Annotated in this window: 16 protein-coding genes; 6 read left to right on the top strand and 10 right to left on the bottom strand. The window is 65.1% G+C overall.

Annotated features, from left to right (window positions below; translation table 11 throughout):
* The first annotated feature begins 81 nt into the window (after window positions 1-81).
* Complete coding sequence (locus tag QFZ70_RS06415) at window positions 82-1134, top strand: M4 family metallopeptidase (protein ID WP_307094595.1); 1053 nt, start codon at window positions 82-84, stop codon at window positions 1132-1134.
* Between the two features lie 62 nt (window positions 1135-1196).
* The gene (locus QFZ70_RS06410) at window positions 1197-1517 is read left to right on the top strand and encodes a protealysin inhibitor emfourin (protein WP_307094594.1); all 321 of its coding nucleotides are present in this window, start codon (window positions 1197-1199) and stop codon (window positions 1515-1517) included.
* 11 nt (window positions 1518-1528) lie between these two features.
* On the opposite strand, the gene QFZ70_RS06405 is transcribed toward QFZ70_RS06410, so the two are convergent.
* Window positions 1529-2497, bottom strand: coding sequence for a GlxA family transcriptional regulator (locus QFZ70_RS06405; RefSeq protein ID WP_307094593.1), 969 nt, complete (start codon window positions 2495-2497; stop codon window positions 1529-1531).
* A gap of 81 nt (window positions 2498-2578) precedes the next feature.
* Between QFZ70_RS06405 and QFZ70_RS06400 the strand changes: the two genes are divergently transcribed.
* Together QFZ70_RS06400 and hrpA are read left to right on the top strand one after the other, a co-directional pair.
* Window positions 2579-2746: a hypothetical protein gene (locus tag QFZ70_RS06400; protein ID WP_307094592.1), complete on the top strand. Its 168-nt coding sequence runs from the start codon at window positions 2579-2581 to the stop codon at window positions 2744-2746.
* 79 nt (window positions 2747-2825) lie between these two features.
* The gene (gene hrpA, locus QFZ70_RS06395) at window positions 2826-6791 is read left to right on the top strand and encodes an ATP-dependent RNA helicase HrpA (protein ID WP_307094591.1); all 3966 of its coding nucleotides are present in this window, start codon (window positions 2826-2828) and stop codon (window positions 6789-6791) included.
* Here the strand turns inward: hrpA and QFZ70_RS06390 are convergent.
* From QFZ70_RS06390 to QFZ70_RS06380, 3 genes are read right to left on the bottom strand one after another with little or no spacing between them, the layout of a single operon-like run.
* A complete protein-coding gene (locus QFZ70_RS06390; protein WP_307094590.1) occupies window positions 6788-7213 on the bottom strand; it encodes an HIT family protein in 426 nt (141 codons plus the stop codon). The two genes, hrpA and QFZ70_RS06390, sit on opposite strands and share 4 nt — an antisense overlap.
* The gene (locus QFZ70_RS06385) at window positions 7210-8418 is read right to left on the bottom strand and encodes an NAD(P)-dependent alcohol dehydrogenase (protein ID WP_307094589.1); all 1209 of its coding nucleotides are present in this window, start codon (window positions 8416-8418) and stop codon (window positions 7210-7212) included. Before QFZ70_RS06385 ends, QFZ70_RS06390 begins: the two co-directional genes overlap by 4 nt.
* A gap of 9 nt (window positions 8419-8427) precedes the next feature.
* Window positions 8428-9360: a sulfurtransferase gene (locus QFZ70_RS06380; RefSeq protein WP_307094588.1), complete on the bottom strand. Its 933-nt coding sequence runs from the start codon at window positions 9358-9360 to the stop codon at window positions 8428-8430.
* A 73-nt stretch (window positions 9361-9433) separates the two neighbouring features.
* On the opposite strand from QFZ70_RS06380, the gene QFZ70_RS06375 reads away from it, so the two are divergent.
* The gene (locus tag QFZ70_RS06375) at window positions 9434-10525 is read left to right on the top strand and encodes a PLP-dependent cysteine synthase family protein (protein ID WP_307094587.1); all 1092 of its coding nucleotides are present in this window, start codon (window positions 9434-9436) and stop codon (window positions 10523-10525) included.
* Here QFZ70_RS06375 and QFZ70_RS06370 read toward each other — a convergent pair.
* Window positions 10522-11178, bottom strand: coding sequence for an MBL fold metallo-hydrolase (locus tag QFZ70_RS06370; RefSeq protein WP_307094586.1), 657 nt, complete (start codon window positions 11176-11178; stop codon window positions 10522-10524). The genes QFZ70_RS06375 and QFZ70_RS06370 overlap by 4 nt on opposite strands.
* A 95-nt stretch (window positions 11179-11273) precedes the next feature.
* On the opposite strand from QFZ70_RS06370, the gene QFZ70_RS06365 reads away from it, so the two are divergent.
* On the top strand, window positions 11274-11792 hold the full coding sequence (locus QFZ70_RS06365) for a Fur family transcriptional regulator (protein WP_307097815.1): 519 nt from the start codon (window positions 11274-11276) through the stop codon (window positions 11790-11792).
* Window positions 11793-11840: 48 nt separating this feature from the next.
* On the opposite strand, the gene QFZ70_RS06360 is transcribed toward QFZ70_RS06365, so the two are convergent.
* From QFZ70_RS06360 to QFZ70_RS06340, 5 genes are all read right to left on the bottom strand, one after another.
* On the bottom strand, window positions 11841-12716 hold the full coding sequence (locus QFZ70_RS06360; RefSeq protein ID WP_307094585.1) for a metal ABC transporter permease: 876 nt from the start codon (window positions 12714-12716) through the stop codon (window positions 11841-11843).
* Window positions 12716-13531 (bottom strand): metal ABC transporter ATP-binding protein, encoded by an 816-nt coding sequence (locus QFZ70_RS06355; RefSeq protein WP_307094584.1) that lies wholly within the window; start codon window positions 13529-13531, stop codon window positions 12716-12718. Before QFZ70_RS06355 ends, QFZ70_RS06360 begins: the two co-directional genes overlap by 1 nt.
* A complete protein-coding gene (locus QFZ70_RS06350; protein ID WP_307094583.1) occupies window positions 13528-14514 on the bottom strand; it encodes a metal ABC transporter solute-binding protein, Zn/Mn family in 987 nt (328 codons plus the stop codon). The genes QFZ70_RS06355 and QFZ70_RS06350 overlap by 4 nt, the downstream gene beginning before the upstream one ends.
* Window positions 14515-14670: 156 nt before the next feature.
* Window positions 14671-15741, bottom strand: a complete 1071-nt coding sequence (locus QFZ70_RS06345; RefSeq protein ID WP_307094582.1) for a hemolysin family protein — start codon at window positions 15739-15741, stop codon at window positions 14671-14673.
* Window positions 15738-17075, bottom strand: a complete 1338-nt coding sequence (locus tag QFZ70_RS06340; RefSeq protein ID WP_307094581.1) for a hemolysin family protein — start codon at window positions 17073-17075, stop codon at window positions 15738-15740. The genes QFZ70_RS06345 and QFZ70_RS06340 overlap by 4 nt, the downstream gene beginning before the upstream one ends.
* Window positions 17076-17115 lie beyond the last annotated feature (40 nt).

Raw genomic sequence — 17115 nt, 5'->3', positions numbered from 1 at the left:
ACCACACGGAACACCGCGTGTATCCACCGCTTTGTCGGTGCCCCCTCGTAGTCTGAATTTACCTAGTTGAGGGGGTACGCCATGCACGTTCCGTTCTGTTCCATCATTCCGCCATACCTGTTGAGGCGGCTGGCCAGGCAGGACGCCCCGGAGTTTTCCGCGGCCGCACGAGCGGCCAAAGAAGCCTTGGGCCACGTCCGCTCTGTCCAGGCAGCCCGCATGCAGGCCGCCCCCGACGTCCCGGCAGGAGTGCGCCAGGCTAAACCAGGACCATCAAACCGCTCGGTTTTCGACGCCGCCGGCTCGGAAACCCTCCCGGGCAAACTCGTCCGCAAGGAGGGAGAGCACGCCACGGGGGATCCTGCAACTGACGAAGCCTACGACGGGCTGGGCCACACGCATCGGCTGTACGCTGACGTCTTTGGAAGGAACTCGATCGACGGCCGGGGCCTGCCCCTGAACGCCACCGTGCACTTCGGCAAGCTCTACGACAACGCTTTCTGGGACGGGACCCAGATGGTCTTCGGCGATGGTGACGGGGAGGTCTTCGAACGGTTCACCAGGTCCCTCAGCGTCATCGGCCACGAGCTTGCACACGGGGTTACCCAGCACTCCGCAGGCCTGGTGTACCGGAACCAGGCCGGGGCCATCAACGAGTCGATGTCAGATGTTTTTGGTGCACTTGTGGAGCAGTACGTGAAGGACCAGTCGGTCACGGAGGCCAGTTGGCTCATCGGCGAGGGGCTTTTCACGCCCGAGGTGGAAGGGCGCGCCCTGCGGTCCATGAAAGCTCCCGGAACCGCGTACGACGACGACGTGCTGGGTAAGGATCCGCAGCCAGACTCCATGGACACTTACGTAAGGACGAGCGCGGACAACGGCGGTGTCCACATCAACTCAGGCATCCCCAACCGGGCGTTCTACCTCGTGGCGGAACAGCTGGGCGGAAACGCCTGGGACTCCCCCGGGCGCATCTGGTACGAGACGCTCACCGGCGGTGATTTGCCCACGGGCGCAACCTTCACCGTCTTTGCCCGCGCCACGGCTGCTACGGCTGGGGAGCTTTTCGGTTCTGATTCAAAAGAGCATGACGCCGTGCGAAACGCGTGGGAAACTGTGAAGGTCAAACTCTAACGGGATGCCTGGCTGCCGTACTTCGGGCCACCGGGCTCGACGTACCACCCAGGAACGAAGCCATGAAGATCAGTGTGGAGCGCACCGGCGGCATCGCGGCGATGACCCGGGTGTGGACTGTTAACGCTGTTTCCGAGACAGCCAGGAACCAGTGGCAGCCCATCGTCGAGGCATGCCCTTGGGACGCCGTGCCTCGAACACCGCGGGCCGCTACAGCGGAATACTCCGGAGCCCAACCGGACCGGTTCATCTACTCCATCCGGGCGGGCCAGCATCGCGCTGCCTTGCCCGAACGGGCAGTCACCGGACCCTGGCGGGTGCTGGTGGACAGCACCCGGGCGGCCGCTGAGGAATCACGGGCGGCACAGCGCCGGGAGGCATGAAGCCCCGGGGGCTAACCCACCTCCGCCAGCTGGCCGCGGAAGGCCCTGCGGTAGGACTGCGGGCTGGTGTCCAGGACTTTTCCGAAGTGGTGCCGCAGCAGGACCGGATGCCCAAATCCGGACTCCCGCGCAATCTCCTCAATGTTCATGTCCGTGGCCTCAAGGAGTTCCTGCGCCCGGAGCACCCGCTGGGAGTTGAGCCAGGCCGCCGGTGTTGCCCCCGTTTCTGACCGGAACTTCCGGGCGAACGTCCGGGCGGACATGTGCACCCGCGTGGCGAGCTCATTCACCGTATGCTCGCGATCCAGGTGCTCCACCATCCAGCGAAGGAGTTCCTCCATCGGAGCAGAGCCGCAGGTGGGCATGGGCCGGTCAATAAACTGTGCCTGGCCACCATCGCGGTGCGGCGGGACCACCATGTCGCGGGCAATCGCAGCGGCCACGTGCGCACCCAATTCCACCCGCACGAGGTGGAGGCAGGCATCGATACCGGCAGCCGTGCCGGCGGAGGTGATGATGTTTGCGTCCTGCACGTACAGGACGTTTTCGTCCACCCGGACACCCGGATATTCCGCAGCAAGGCGGCCTGAGTAGTGCCAGTGCGTGGTGCAGCGCCGCCCATTCAGCAGGCCCGCCCGGGCCAGGGCAAAGGCTCCCGAGCAAATGGACATGACCCATGCTCCCCTCGCATCAGCGGCGCGCAGTGCTTCGAGGACAGACTCGGGTAGATCGTCATCGTTGCCGTAGGGGGTCATGATGACGAGGTCTGCGTCGGCGGTGGCTTCCAGCCCGAGGCTCACATTCATGGACAACCCGGACTTGAGCTGGACGTCGCCTGGCGCCGGCGTGCAGACGCGGAAGTCAAAGGCCGGGACGCCGCTCCCCCGCCCGGACCTGTCGATCCCGAACACTTCACAGGCGGTGCCAAACTCGAACATCGAGAAGTTGGGGACCACGATGACGGCTACTGATTTCAGCATGCTTCCATTGTGGCAGGAATTTTAGCTTTTTGGGCATTTCTGCCACTTTTTCTTGGTTCCAAAGAGGAGAAGCATGAAGGCATGGAAATCCTCACAACCGTCCTCGTCATCCTGCTGCTCCTCGTATTTGCCGCCACTGTGTCGGCTCTCCTGCAAGACGGCAGGGGGCACACGCCTCCCGTTGAATCGCATGAAGCATGGTCCGCCCTGGACCTTCCCAGCACCAACTACACGCTCCGCATCTTCTAACCCAGGCCACAGAGGCCGGGCACAGCTGCAACCAGTCGAAACGGGAAGCCCGGGCTCCCGCAGTAGACTGTCAGCAGCCATGACACTTCACATCTCCTATCCTGCCGAGCTGCCGGTCTCCGAGCGCCGCGAAGACCTGATGGCCGCCATCGCAGCGAACCAGGTCACCATCATCGCCGGCGAGACCGGCTCCGGTAAGACCACCCAAATCCCCAAAATGTGCCTTGAACTTGGCCTGGGCGAAAACGGCCTAATCGGCCACACCCAGCCGCGCCGGCTCGCAGCCCGCACGGTCGCGGAGCGCATCGCCGAGGAACTGGGCGTGGACATCGGCCAGGAAGTCGGGTTCCAGGTCCGCTTCACCGGCGAGGTCAGCCGGAACACCAAGGTCAAGCTGATGACCGACGGCATCCTGCTCGCGGAAATCCAGCGCGACAAGCTGCTGCGCAAGTACAACGCCATCATCATCGACGAAGCCCATGAGCGCAGCCTCAACATCGACTTCATCCTCGGCTACCTCCGGCGGATCCTGCCGCAGCGGCCGGACCTGAAGGTGATCATCACGTCCGCCACCATCGATCCCGAGCGCTTCGCCAACCACTTCGGCACGCCGGAAAACCCAGCGCCCATCATCGAGGTCTCGGGGCGGACGTACCCCGTGGAAATCCGGTACCGCCCGCTGTCACAGCCCCCCGCCGGAACTGATGAAGAGAACGCTTCCGACGACGAACTCGAGGAAGACCGCGATCCCCTCGACGCCGTCTGTGACGCCGTGGACGAACTCGCTGCCGAAGCCCCCGGCGACATCCTCGTATTCTTTTCCGGCGAGCGCGAAATCCGGGACGCTGCCGAGGCGCTCCAGGCCCGCATCCAGTCCAACCGGAGACTGGCCGGAACCGAGATCCTCCCCCTGTTTGCCCGGCTCAGCCTGCAGGAACAGCACAAGGTGTTCCACCCCGGCAACAAACGCCGGATCGTCCTTGCCACCAACGTGGCCGAGACGTCGCTGACCGTGCCGGGCATCAAATACGTGATCGACACCGGCACTGCCCGCATCTCCCGGTACTCGCACCGCACCAAAGTCCAGCGGCTGCCCATCGAACGCGTTTCACAGGCATCGGCGAACCAGCGTTCCGGGCGGTGCGGGCGCGTATCGGACGGCATCGCCATCCGCCTCTACTCCGAGGAGGACTTCGAATCCCGGCCCCGCTTCACGGATCCCGAAATCCTGCGCACCAACCTGGCCGCTGTCATCCTGCAGATGACAGCCATGGGAGTGGCCCGGGGGCCGAAGGACGTCGAGAACTTCCCCTTCGTGGAGCCCCCGGAAGCGCGGGCCATCAACGACGGCGTCACGCTGCTTCGCGAACTCGGCGCCCTGGCTGCCGCCCGGCCCCAAAACGGCTCCGACGCGACGAAGGGCGGCGGCGGACTTACCGCCGTCGGGCACAAACTCGCCCAACTGCCGGTGGACCCCCGGCTGGGCCGGATGATCGTGGAAGCGGGAAAACGAGGCTGCGTCCGCGAAGTCATGATCCTCGCGGCGGCCCTCACCATCCAGGACCCGCGCGAGCGCCCTACGGACAAGCAGCAGCTCGCGGCGGAAAAGCACAACCGGTTCAAGGACGAAAACTCGGACTTCACCGGTTTCCTCAACCTTTGGAACTATATCCAGGAGAAGCAGCAGGAGTTGTCGTCCTCTGCCTTCCGGCGCCTGTGCCGGGCCGAATTCATCAACTACGTCCGCGTGCGCGAGTGGCAGGATCTGTTCGCCCAGCTGCGCCAGCTGGCCCGCCCACTGGGCATCAGCCTGGACAACAAACGCCTTGCCGATCCCGTTGGCAACCACGACGGCATCCACATCAGCCTCCTTTCCGGGCTCCTGAGTCACATCGGCATCCTGGACGAGCGCAAGCGTGAATACGCCGGTGCCCGCGGCAGCCGCTTCGCGATCTTCCCCGGCTCTGCACTGTTCAAGAAGTCCCCTACGTTCGTGATGGCGGCGGAGCTGGTGGAAACCAGCCGGCTCTGGGCCAGGGTTGCCGCCCGGTTCGATCCCGTCTGGGCGGAGCAGGTGGCCCCCGACCTGGTCAAGCGCAGTTACAGCGAACCGCACTGGTCCACCCGCCAGGGCGCAGTGATGGCCTACGAAAAGGTCACCCTCTACGGCGTACCCCTCATCGCCCAGCGCAGGATCAACTACGGCAGGGTGGATCCCGTCGTCGCCAGGGAACTCTTCATCAGGCATGCCCTGGTGGAGGGCGACTGGAAGACCCACCACAAGTTCTTCCACCGCAACCGTGCCCTCCTGCAGGAGGTCGAGGAACTCGAAGCAAGGATGCGGCGCCGGGACCTCCTGGTGGACGACGAAACGCTGTTTGAGTTCTACGATGCGCGGGTCGGGCCGGACGTTGTGTCCGAACGGCACTTTGACAAGTGGTGGAAGGACGCCCGGCAGGAAAACCCTGACCTCCTGGACTACGACAAGTCGCTCCTCCTCAGCGATGACGCCGACGACCTCGACGTCTCCGCCTACCCCAAGACCTGGCTGCACAAGGGTTTTGAACTCCCGCTGACCTATGAATTCCACCCTGTGGCCCCCGGCTCGCCGCCCAATCCGAGCGACGGCGTCACCGCCGAAGTGCCTGTCCTGTTCCTTAATCAGCTGGACGACAAGGCCTTCCGCTGGCTGATTCCGGGCCAGCGCGTGGAACTGGTAACGGCCCTGATCAAGTCCCTGCCTAAGCAGGTCCGCAAGAACTTCGTCCCTGCCCCGGACGTGGCCCGGCAGGCAGTTGCTGTCCTTGAGTCCGATTTCGACCCGGCCTTGGACGAGCTTGAACGGTCCCTCGAACTTGCGCTCCGCCGCGTCCGCGGGCACGTCATCCCGCCCGGTTCGTGGAACTGGGACGCGGTGCCCGCGCACCTGCGCGTGACCTTCAAGGTGGTGGACAGCAAAGGCAAGGTCCTGGATGAGGGCAAGGACCTCGCTGCCCTTCAGGAGAAGCTTGCGCCTGCCACCCGCCGGGCCATTGCCGAGTCGCTGGGTGCCACACCCGCCTCTACCGCTCCGCGCAGCAACGCCGGGCGGGCTGCAGGAAGGGCCGACGACGGCGGGACTCCCCGCCTGCAGGCACCCGCCCAGGTGCCGGCCGGGACCGGCCCCGCCGGGTTCCGGGAGCAGGACGGCCTCACCGAGTGGAGTTTCGGAACCCTCCCTCGCCAGGTCAGCAACACGGTCAAGGGCCACACCGTCACGGGTTATCCGGCCCTGCAGGACCAGGGCAAGTCTGTGGCCCTTCGGGTGTTCCAGACCGCGGACGAACAGCAGGACGCCATGCGCGGCGGCGTGATCAGGCTGCTGGCCCTGCGCGTTCCTGCTCCTGACCGCTACGTGCTGGAGCATCTGAGCAACACGGAGAAACTGACATTCAGCCAGAACCCGCATGGCTCTGTTTCAGCCCTCATTGCCGACTGTGCGCTGGCGGCCATCGACAAGCTCACTCCTGCCGAGCTCCCCTGGGACCGCAAGTCCTTTGACGGGCTCTACGAGCTGGTCCGGGCTGAGCTGATCGACACCGTGTTCAGCGTGACGGCCGTGGTGGAGCGCATCCTCGCCAGTACCCGGCGCATTGAAAAGCAGCTGAAGGGGACCACCAGCCTGGCCCTCATCAGCGCGCTCAACGACATCAAGAGCCAGCTCGACCAGTTGGTGTACCCCGGCTTTGTGGCACGCACCGGCTATGCCCAACTCAGCCAGCTCCCGAGGTACCTCTCAGCCATTGAGAAGCGGCTGGAACGCCTCCCGGGCAATGTCCAGCGGGACGCCCTCAGCATGGCGGTGGTGCAGCGCCTCGAGGATGACTACGACGACGCCGTATCGGCCCTGCTGCCCGGCCGTAGGGCCGGCGGCGAGCTTGCCCAGGTCCGGTGGATGATTGAAGAGCTCCGGGTGAGCCTCTTCGCCGTCGAACTTGGGACCGCCTATTCGGTGTCCGAGAAGCGGATCCGCGCTGTTCTCAACAAGGCGCTGGCCCCGGCTTAGGCCGGGACGAAGTCGCCGTACCCCGCAGCGCGCAGGCCCTGCCGGAGTTTCTCGGCGTTGGCGTCCAAAACTTCCGGATCGGGGTTCTGGTCCGCGGTGGCAAAGTTAAACTCGGCCATGCTCCTGGAGGGCCAGACGTGCACGTGCAGGTGGTTAATTTCATAGCCGGCCACAATCAGCCCGGCGCGCGCCGCGCCAAAGACGTCCACCTGGACGGCGCCGATCCGCTGGGCCACCTCCATGACCCTCGCCAGGGTCTCCGGAGAGGCGTCGGTCCAGCGGTCCACCTCCTCGGTGGGAACCACCAGGGTATGGCCGTCGGCCAGCGGACCCGTGGTGAGGAACGCGGATACGTCGTTCTCCCGCCAAACGAACCGGCCGGGAATCTCGCCGTTCAGGATCCTGGTGAAGAGCGTGCTCATGCGTCTGCCTCCTTGGCGGGTGCCTGCAAAGTGCTGGTGTCCAGCACGAACCGGTATTTCACATCGCCGGCGACCATCCGGTCGTAGGCTTCGTTAAGCTGATCAGCGCCGACCACTTCGATGTCCGCCACCACGCCGTGCTCCGCGCAGAAGTCCAGCATTTCCTGGGTTTCGGCAATGCCTCCGATCAACGAGCCGGCGTACGCGATCCGGCGCCTGATCAGCGCCCGGGGGTTCACGGGCGGCATCGCCTCGGACGGAAGTCCGAGCTGGAAAAGCGCCCCGTCCACGCGCAGTGTCCGGAACAGCGGGTTCAGGTCGTGCGGAGCTGCCACGGTGTCGATGATGAGGTCGACGGTGCGGTTGGCCGCGTCCATCGCTGTTTCGTCCGTGGACAGGACCACTTGGTCGGCCCCCAGTTCCAGGGCGGCCGGCACTTTGGACTCGGACGTGGTGAACACCACCACCTTCGCTCCCATCGCCTTGGCGAACTTGACGGCCATATGACCTAGTCCGCCCAGCCCCACCACACCCACAACGTCGCCTTCTTCGACGTCGAAGTGCCGCAGGGGCGAGAACGTCGTAACGCCGGCGCACAGCAGCGGAGCGACGGCGGCCGGGTCCAGGGAGTCCGGTATATGAAGGACGTAGCGGCGGTCCACCACCACAGAGGAGGAATAGCCGCCCTGTGTGATCGAGTTGCCGTTGCGCCGGTCGACGGCCCCGTACGTGCCGGTCATTCCGTTTTCGCAGTACTGTTCCAGGCCGTCCAGGCAGCTTTCGCACTCGCGGCAGGAGTCCACGATGCAGCCAACGCCCACCCGGTCCCCCGGCGCGAACCCGGTAACGGCTGATCCCACGGCACTGACAGTGCCAACGATCTCGTGGCCGGGCACCAGCGGCCAGGTTGTACCACCCCACTCGCCGCGAACCGCGTGGACATCCGAATGGCACAGCCCGCAAAACTCGATGGCAATTTCGACGTCGTCGGCCTGGGGAGTGCGGCGGGAGAGGGTCAGCGGGACCAAGCCGCTGTCCGGGGATGTGGCGCCGTACGCGGCAGCCAGCACGCCGCCGTCGGAAGCAGCGGATCCGGACGCAATCAACCCGGAGGCAACGGTCTCAGCGGTGACAGGTTCACGGGCAGCAGGTTCAGGGGTGACAGGTTTTGCGAGGGGCGGCGGCACGGGACGTCCAGGAGTCATAGTGCGACGCTACCCTTGAGCGCCGCCAAGTTTCCACCCAGCCGGGCCGCCGCCGTCGCCGCGGGGCTCCGGCCCCGTCACTACCGGCAGATGGGGGTTGCTGGACCACTCGGAGAAGGACCCGGGATAGAGGGCGGCACGGAAGCCGGCGAGTTCAAGGGCGGCCACCTGGTGGGCTGCCGTGACGCCGGACCCGCAGTAGACTCCCACCTCGACGTCGTCGGTGACGCCCAGCGACTCAAAGCGTCGGCGCAGCTCGGCGGGAGGCAGGAAGCAGCCGGCGCCGTCCACGTTTTCGGACGTCGGCCCGCTGACTGCACCCGGAATGTGGCCAGCTCGGGGATCAACAGGCTCAATCTCGCCGCGGTACCGCTCTCCGGCCCGCGCGTCCAAAAGAATCCTGTCGGCGGGGCGCCCGTCCGGACGGTCCTTCTCCGCAACGGGTCCGCCCTCCATCCAGGAGGTCACGTCGGCCGCCTCCAGGACCGGCATCTGCCCGTCTGCAAGCGTGACGTGGCCAGGAACAGGCGGGACCTCGCCCAGTTCCAACGGCAGCCCTGCTGCACGCCAAGCCGCCAGGCCGCCGTCGAGCAGGTAAACCTCGGGAAGGCCGGCGTTGCGCAGCATCCACCACGCCCGGGCTGCCGCCATGTTGGCGCTGTCATCGTAGGCCACCACAACATCACCGTTGCTGATGCCCCAGCGCCTCGCCGCCTCCTGGAACCTTCGGGGTGATGGCAACGGATGCCTTCCCCGCTCCGGGGCAGCAGGATCCGCAAGCTCGGTGGCAAGATTAACGAAGACGGCGCCCGGCAGGTGCCCCTTCAGGTAGTGGTCATGGCCGTGCGGGTCGCCCAGCGCCCACCGCACGTCCAGCAGCACTGTGCGCACACCGCCGGCACGGCGCCCCTCCAGTTCGGAAACATCCATCAGCGGATTCATTGTGCTCCTTCGCGTGGGCAGCCAACGCTCCCACTCTAACGGCAGCTCCGGCGGCCGCAGGTAGGCTGGTGCGGTGAAGATCGAGCGCACCGCCGGCCGGGACTGGGCGGACGAAGCCATCCGGAAAATCACGGCAGAAAACAACCGCTCCGCCGATACCCACCTCTACTCGGTACCCCTTCCCGAGCACTGGGGCGTACAGCTTTATCTCAAGGACGAGTCCACCCACCGCACCGGCAGCCTCAAGCACCGGCTGGCGCGCTCCCTGTTCCTCTTCGGCCTGGTCAACGGCTGGATCAGGGAGGACACCACCATCGTCGAGGCCTCCAGCGGCAGCACCGCGGTGTCCGAGGCCTATTTCGCGCAGCTCCTGGGACTGCCCTTCATAGCCGTTATGGCGCGCACCACCAGCCCCGAAAAGATTGCGCTGATCGAGCAGTTCGGCGGTTCGTGCCTCCTGGTGGACCACGCCTCCGAGGTCTATGCGACGGCGGAAGAGGTCGCCGCCACCAGCGGCGGGCACTACATGGACCAGTTCACCTACGCCGAGCGGGCAACGGACTGGCGCGGAAACAACAACATCGCGGAGTCCATCTTCGGCCAACTTGAGCTGGAGGAACATCCCGTGCCGGACTGGATTGTGGTGGGCGCAGGGACGGGCGGTACCAGCGCCACCATCGGCAGGTACCTCCGTTACAACAGCCACCCCACCCGGCTGGTGGTGGTCGATCCGGAAAACTCGGCCTTCTACCCGGGCTGGCGCGGCACGTCGTCCGACCCTGCTACCGGATCGCCGTCCCGGATCGAGGGCATTGGCCGGCCCCGGATGGAGCCCAGCTTTGTGCCGTCCGTGATCGACCATATGATCCAAGTGCCGGACGCTGCGTCGGTCGCCGCCATGCGCCACCTCCGCACGCTCGCCGGGCTCCATGCCGGTCCCTCCACCGGAACCAACCTTTGGGGCGTGTGGCAACTCATTGCGGGGATGATCGCCGAAGGCCGCCACGGCAGCATCGTCTCGCTGATGTGCGACGGCGGCGAGCGCTATGCAGGCAACTATTACTCCCCCGGGTGGCTGGCGTCCCATGGCTTGGATCCGCAGCCGTACGAAGCGGTCATCAGGCGGTTCTTCAATAGCGGCACCTGGGACGGTGGCGAGGCTTAGACTTCCACCGACTCGCCCGCGGCCAGGTGCTGATACTCCGTGCCGTACTTGGCTCCGAGGCGCTTGACATGGCCTTCCACGATTTTCAGGCCATTCCCGTTGAGCAGGCCGTCGTGGATTTGGAATGCCCGTGGTGCCCGGACGCCGATCACGAAGTCCACCACTTCAGCTGCCTTGCTCCACGGCGCGTGGATCGGCACCAAGAGCGTCTGCACGCTGATGCCGTCCGGAATGACGAACGAATCACCGGGGTGGTAGACATTGCCGTCCAGGAGGTAGCCGACGTTGGCCACCACGGGGATCTGAGGATGGATCAAGGCGTGCTGCCCGCCGAAGCTGCGAACCTCGAAGCCCGCCGTTTCGAAGGACGATCCGGGGTCTACGGTGTGGATCCGGTCCGCTGCTTCAGAGGCTTCCTTGCGCAGGTTATCCGCGACGCCCGCCGGGGCAAAAACCACGAGGTCCCGGTTGTCCTTCAAAGCAGCCACCACAGCGGGAACGTCGATGTGGTCGCCGTGTTCGTGGGTGACCAGGACCGATTCGGCACCGCCCAGTGCCTCCGCCGCTTCCGAAAACGTGCCCGGGTCCAACACCAGAACCCGGCGGTCTTTCTCGAGTCGGACGCAGGCGTGGGTGTATTTGGTCAGCTTCATAGCGCCAGCCTAGGGTTCGGTCCGAACCCGTGTCCACGAAGCTCCGGCTGGTAATCTTGATCTTTGCCACCATCCTGAGGGAAGCGAGTCCATCCATGCCGTTCGGCGCCAAGGCTGATTCCACCAAGCCCGCTTCGGCCGAAGCCTTGGGAGGCACCGCACGGGCCGCTTCCGTGCCGGCAGGCACCGCCGCGCCCGTTGCCGGCAAGGAACAGCGCGTGACCAAGCAGAGGCTGGCAGTCAGCGCCGCTTTGGATGAGTTGCACGATTTTGTGAGCACGCAGGAGCTCTACCGCATCCTGCAGAACCAGGGCGTATCGGTGTCCCTCGCCACCGCCTACCGGATCCTCCAGTCCCTTGCAGACGAGGGCCTGGTGGATGTGCTGCGCAACGGCGACGGCGAAGCGGTGTACCGCCGCTGTGCCGTCACCGGCCACCATCACCACCTCCTGTGCCGGAACTGCGGCAAAGCCGTCGAGGTGGAAGCGCCCGCCGTGGAAACGTGGGCAGCCCGCACGGCCAGCGAACACGGCTTCACGGAAGTGGCGCACACCGTGGAGATCTTCGGGCTGTGCCCTGACTGCACGGCGCGCAAGGCAGCCGGCGAGCTCTAAGCAGGTCCGGCTTAGGGCCCCCTGCCGCGCGAACCGGTCCACGCACGATCAGTGGGCCTGCAGCACCCGCCCGTTGATGCCCCGGGACGACCGGATGGATCCGATAACGCGGCACACCACATAGATCAGGAACGACAACGTGGTGACGTAAGGGCTGATGGGGATGCGGCCGCCAAGGGCCAGCAGGATTCCGCCGACGGTCGCCGTCACGGCGAAGACAACACTCAGCACCACCACTGCCACCGGGGAGGAAGTCACCCGGAGGGCTGCAGCAGCCGGTGTGATCAGCAGTGCGAGCACCAGGAGGGCTCCCACCACCTGGATGGAAAGAGCCACGCTGATGCCCAGCAGGACCATAAAAACGATGGCGAGCGTCCGGACGGGCACACCGCGTGCCTCGGCCAGTTCCGGATCCACACTGGCAAAATTCAGTGGCCGCCAGATGGCCGCCAGGACCACCATTACCACCACGGCGGTTCCGGCCAGCGCCTGAAGCTGGACGGTATCAACTGACACGATCTGCCCGGTCAGCAGGCCGAACTTGTTCGCCGCGCGTCCCTCGTACAAGGACAGGAACAGGATTCCGAGGCCCAGGCCGAAGGGCATAATCACGCCGATGATCGAGTTCTTGTCCCTCGCCCGCACCCCCATCAGGCCCAGGAGCAGTGCAGCTGCAACAGAGCCGATAAGCGAACCAAAAACAATATCGGCCCCAATGAGCAGGGCAAAGGCGGCACCGGCGAAGGACAGTTCCGATATTCCGTGGACCGCAAACGCCAGGTCGCGTTTCATCACAAACGTGCCCACCAGCCCGCCGAGCAGTCCCAGGACGGCCCCTGCCCAGATCGAGTTCTGGACAAGGACCAGCAACTCTCCGTAGTTTTCGAAGCTGAAGATCGCCTCGATGATGCTGTCCGCGTCCATCAGGCCACCTCTCCGGCGAGGGCATGGGCTTCCGCGTGATGATGCGTCGTGGCGTCCGGCAGGCCCACCACCACGATGCGGCCGTTGGCGTGGATGACCTCGACATGGCTGCCGTAGAGGTCTGAAAGGACTTCCGTGGTCATCACTTCCTGCGGCGTGCCGACCTTGAACCGGCCGCCCGCCAGGTAAAGAACCCGGTCCACGTAATCGATGACGGGGTTGATCTCGTGGGTAACAAACACCACAGCACTGTTCTGCTCGTGGCATTGCTTGTTGATCAGCGCGCTGACTGCCTGCTGGTGGTGCAGGTCAAGGGAGAGCAACGGTTCGTCGCACAGCAGGACCTTGGGGTCGCTGGCAAGGGCCTGCGCCACGCGGAGCCGCTGTTGTTCGCCGCCGGAGAGCTGTCCCACCGGAACCTTGGCATAGTCGGTTGCGCCCACCAGTTCGAGGAGATCGTCAATCCTGCGGTTCGCTTTGCCTGACGACATGCGGAGTCCCCAGCGGTGGCCGTCCACCCCCAAGCCCACGAGGTCGCGGGCGCGCATGGGCGTATCGCGCGCGAAGGATTTTTGCTGCGGGATGTAGCCGATCAGGCTGCTGCCGCGCTCAACCGGGTGCCCGCCGAGCGTGGCCTTTCCGCTGTGCAGGTCCTGCAGACCCAGCAGGACCTTCAGGAAGCTGGTTTTGCCGCTGCCGTTGGGCCCGAGCACGGCAAAGAACTCACCGGGTCTGATCTCCAGGTCCAGATCCTCCCAGAGCGTCCGCTTACCGAATGTGAGGGACGCCCCGGTGAGGCTGACCACGGGTTTCAACTATTTGTCTCCAGAACTTTGCTGACGTTGTTCACATTGTCCGTCATCCACTGCACGTAGGTCTTGCCCTCGGGCAGCGTTTCACTGAAATCGACCACCGGGACGCCCGCCTTTTCGGCAGCCTTCTTCAGCGCTTCAGTCTGCGGGCCCTCGGTCTGGCCGTTGTAGGCGAGGAACCGCACCGACTTGGAGGCCACCAGGTCGGTTGCAGCTTTGAGGACGGCCGGCGGAACGTCGGAGCCTTCCTCGACCGCAGCAGTGAAGTCCTTAGGCGTAGCGTTCTCCAGGCCCGCGTCTTCCAGCAGGTACACCGGTACCGGCTCCGTCACAGCAACGGGCGCGCCGGCCGCTCCGGCCTTCAGGCCTCCGAGTTTCCCGGTCAGTTCTTCCAGCTCGGCCTTAAAGGCAGCAGCGTTCGCATCGAAGGCAGCTGCCGAGGCAGGTTCCAGCTCACCGAGCTTTGCTGCCAGGTTATCGGCCAGCCGTCCCATGGCAGCCAGCCTGTACCAGACGTGCTCGTTGAGCTCCCCGTGGTCTTGTGCGTGGTCATCCTTTGCCACTGACTCCGAAGGTGTTGCCTCGCCCGAGGCTTCCTCCTCGGGGTGCGCCATGCCGGAAAGTTCGACGGCGTTCAGCACGTTGGCCGCGTCGATGCTGCCGTCCTCCGCCAGCGTGTGGAGGAAATCGTCGTACCCGCCGCCATTCTCGATGACCAGATCGGCCTTGGACACGGCGAGCCGGTCCTGGGCAGTGGCTTCGTAGGAGTGCGGATCCTGGCTGGTCTTGGTGATGATGGCAGAAACGCTGACTTTGTCCCCGCCGATTGTCTCTGCGATGTCACCGTAGACGTTGGTGGAGGCCACCACGTTGATCCTGTCGGCCGCCTCGGTTGAAGCTTCGGGCTGGGGGCTGCACCCGGCGAGCAGCAGGCCAAGCCCGGCAAGGGCTGCCAGGGATGTTCGGGCAGCGGAAAGACGGCGCACGGAGACCTCGGTTCAAACGGGAGCGGAAAAGAACCACTCCAGCTTATACCTAAATAGGAATGATTCCTATTTAGGTACAAGGAAGCACGTGCCCTGGGCCCCCGCAAGAGGCGGTTGGCCGGGAGCCCCGCACCCGCTTGCGGGGCTCCCGGAAGCTCAGCTGCCGTTGGCCTGGCCCAGCCTCCGGACGCCGGTGGCCTGCGTGGCGTCACGGATTTCACCCACGAGCTGCTCGATCACGTCTTCCAGGAAAAGGACGCCCTTTGTCTTGCCATCGGGGCCGATGACCCGTGCCAGGTGCGAACCGGTGCGCTGCATTACCGACATCGCTTTTTCGATCTCGTCATCCAAAGCCAGGTTCGCGAGTGACCTGATCCTGCTCTCGGCAATCGCGTGCCCATAGCCCGCCTCGGGGATGGACAGGACGTCCTTCACGTGGAGGTAGCCGTAGAGCATGTCATCGTCGTCGAGCATCGGGAAGCGTGAGAACCCGGTGCGGCTCACGGCCTTCTCAAACTCCACCGGCGTAGTAGCCGCCTTCAGCATGACCAGCTTCTCCAGCGGCACCATAATGTCCGCGGCACTGTACTCCGAGAATTCGAGCGCGCCGGTGATCAGTCCCGCGTCGTCATCCACCAGGCCGTGGCGGGTGGACTCCTGCACGATCGACTGCACCTCCTCAAGGGTGAAGGAGGAGTTCACCTCATCCTTGGGCTCGATGCGGAGCATCTTGAGGATGTGGTTCGCGGACCAGTTAAGGACGGAGATGACGGGGTGGACCAGCCGGGCAACGAACATCAGCGGCGGGGCGAGCAGGAGCGCGGCCTTGTCTGCGACGCTTACCGAGATGTTCTTCGGCACCATCTCGCCGAAGGTCACGTGCAGGAACGTCACCACCATCAGGGCGACGGCGAAGGCTGCCACGTCGGCAACTTCCATTGGCAGGCCCAAAGTCTCCAGCGGCACGGCCAGCAGGTGGTGGATGGCAGGTTCTGCCACCAGCAGGATCAGGAGGGAGCAGACCGTGATGCCAAGCTGCGCGCACGCCAGCATCAGCGAGACGTTCTCCATGGCACGGAGCGTGGTCTGCGCCCGCTTGTTACCGGCTTCAGCCAGCGGCTCGATCTGGCTGCGCCGGGCGGACATCACGGCGAACTCCGCGCCAACAAAGAACGCGTTGCCGAACAGGAGGACAACCAGCCACAGTATTCCGGCCCAGTCGCTCATCGTTCAGCCCCGTCGTCGTTGTTGCCGGACTCGGGCTCGGGTTCCGCAGGCCGGAAACAGATCCGGTCGATGCGCCTGCCATCCATCCTGGTGACACTCAGCGTTCCGCCGCCAACGGGGACGGTGTCGCCCACCATGGCGATCCGGCCAAGTTCACTCATGACATAGCCGCCCACGGTTTCGTAGGCTGCCTCATCGGGAACGGTCAGGCCGGAAATCTGCTCGGACAGTTCGTCCGGGCGGAGCAGTCCAGGGAAGTACCAGTCCCCGGATGCACTCTGCAGCAGGCCGGGACGGACCTTGTCATGCTCGTCGGACACCTCGCCCACGATCTCCTCGACCAGGTCCTCGAGGGTGGCGATGCCCGCTGTCCCGCCATATTCATCCAGGACAACCGCGAGCTGCAGGTTCCCCTCACGGAGTTCCGCCAGCAGGGCATCAAGGTGGATGGTCTCCGGGACCCGCAGCACCTCGGTCATGATGGCACCGGCTTCCAGGTTCTGCCGGCGCTCCCAGGGAACAGCCACCGCCTTCTTGACGTGGACCAGCCCCCGGATGTCATCGGCTGATTCGCCGATGATCGGGAAACGGGAGTACCCGGTGCGGCGTGCGGCAGCGAGGATGTCAGAAACGGGCTGGTCCGCTTCGATCGTCTCCACCCGGATTCGCGGCGTCATCACATCGGCCGCGGTTCGGGCCGAGAAGTTCAGCGTCCGCGCCACGAAGTTGGCCGTGCCGGCGTCGAGGGTTCCCATTTCCGCCGAGCGCCGCACCAGCGACGAGAGTTCGGCCGGTGTCCTGGCGCCCGAAATCTCTTCCTTCGCCTCGAGCCCGAAGACATTCAGCACCTTGTTGGAAAAGCCGTTGAGCACCACGATGGCGGGTTTGAACACGGCGGTGAACATCAGTTGCGGCCTGGCCAGTGCGCGGCCCACCGGGAAGGACAGGGCGATGGCCATGTTCTTTGGCACCAGCTCGCCCAGGAGCATCGACAGCAGGGTTGCGATTGCCATCGCCAGGACCAGCGAAATGGAGGCCACCGCCACGTCGGGAAGTCCGACGGCGGCCAACGGGGCTTCCAAAAGCCTGCCCACGGATGGCTCCATCACGTAACCGGTCAGCAGAGTGGTCAGCGTGATGCCCAACTGGCAGCTTGAGAGCTGCGTTGAAAGGGATTTCAGGCACTTCAGCAAGGGGACCGCACCGGCGTCGCCGTCGTCGATGGCCCTTTGGACGGTGGCCTGGTCAAGGGCAATAAGGGAAAACTCGACGGCGACAAAAAAGCCCGTGCCGGCGATCAGCAGCAAACCTGCTGCGAGGAGAAGCCATTCCATTCAGCATCCCGCCTGGGCAGCGGTGGCTGCGTGGACGGGC

This window comes from Arthrobacter sp. V1I9 (assembly GCF_030817075.1).
Classification (GTDB): Bacteria; Actinomycetota; Actinomycetes; order Actinomycetales; family Micrococcaceae; genus Arthrobacter.
The sequence above is the reverse complement of the archived record's forward strand: the minus strand, read 5'-3'. Positions and strand labels throughout refer to the sequence as shown.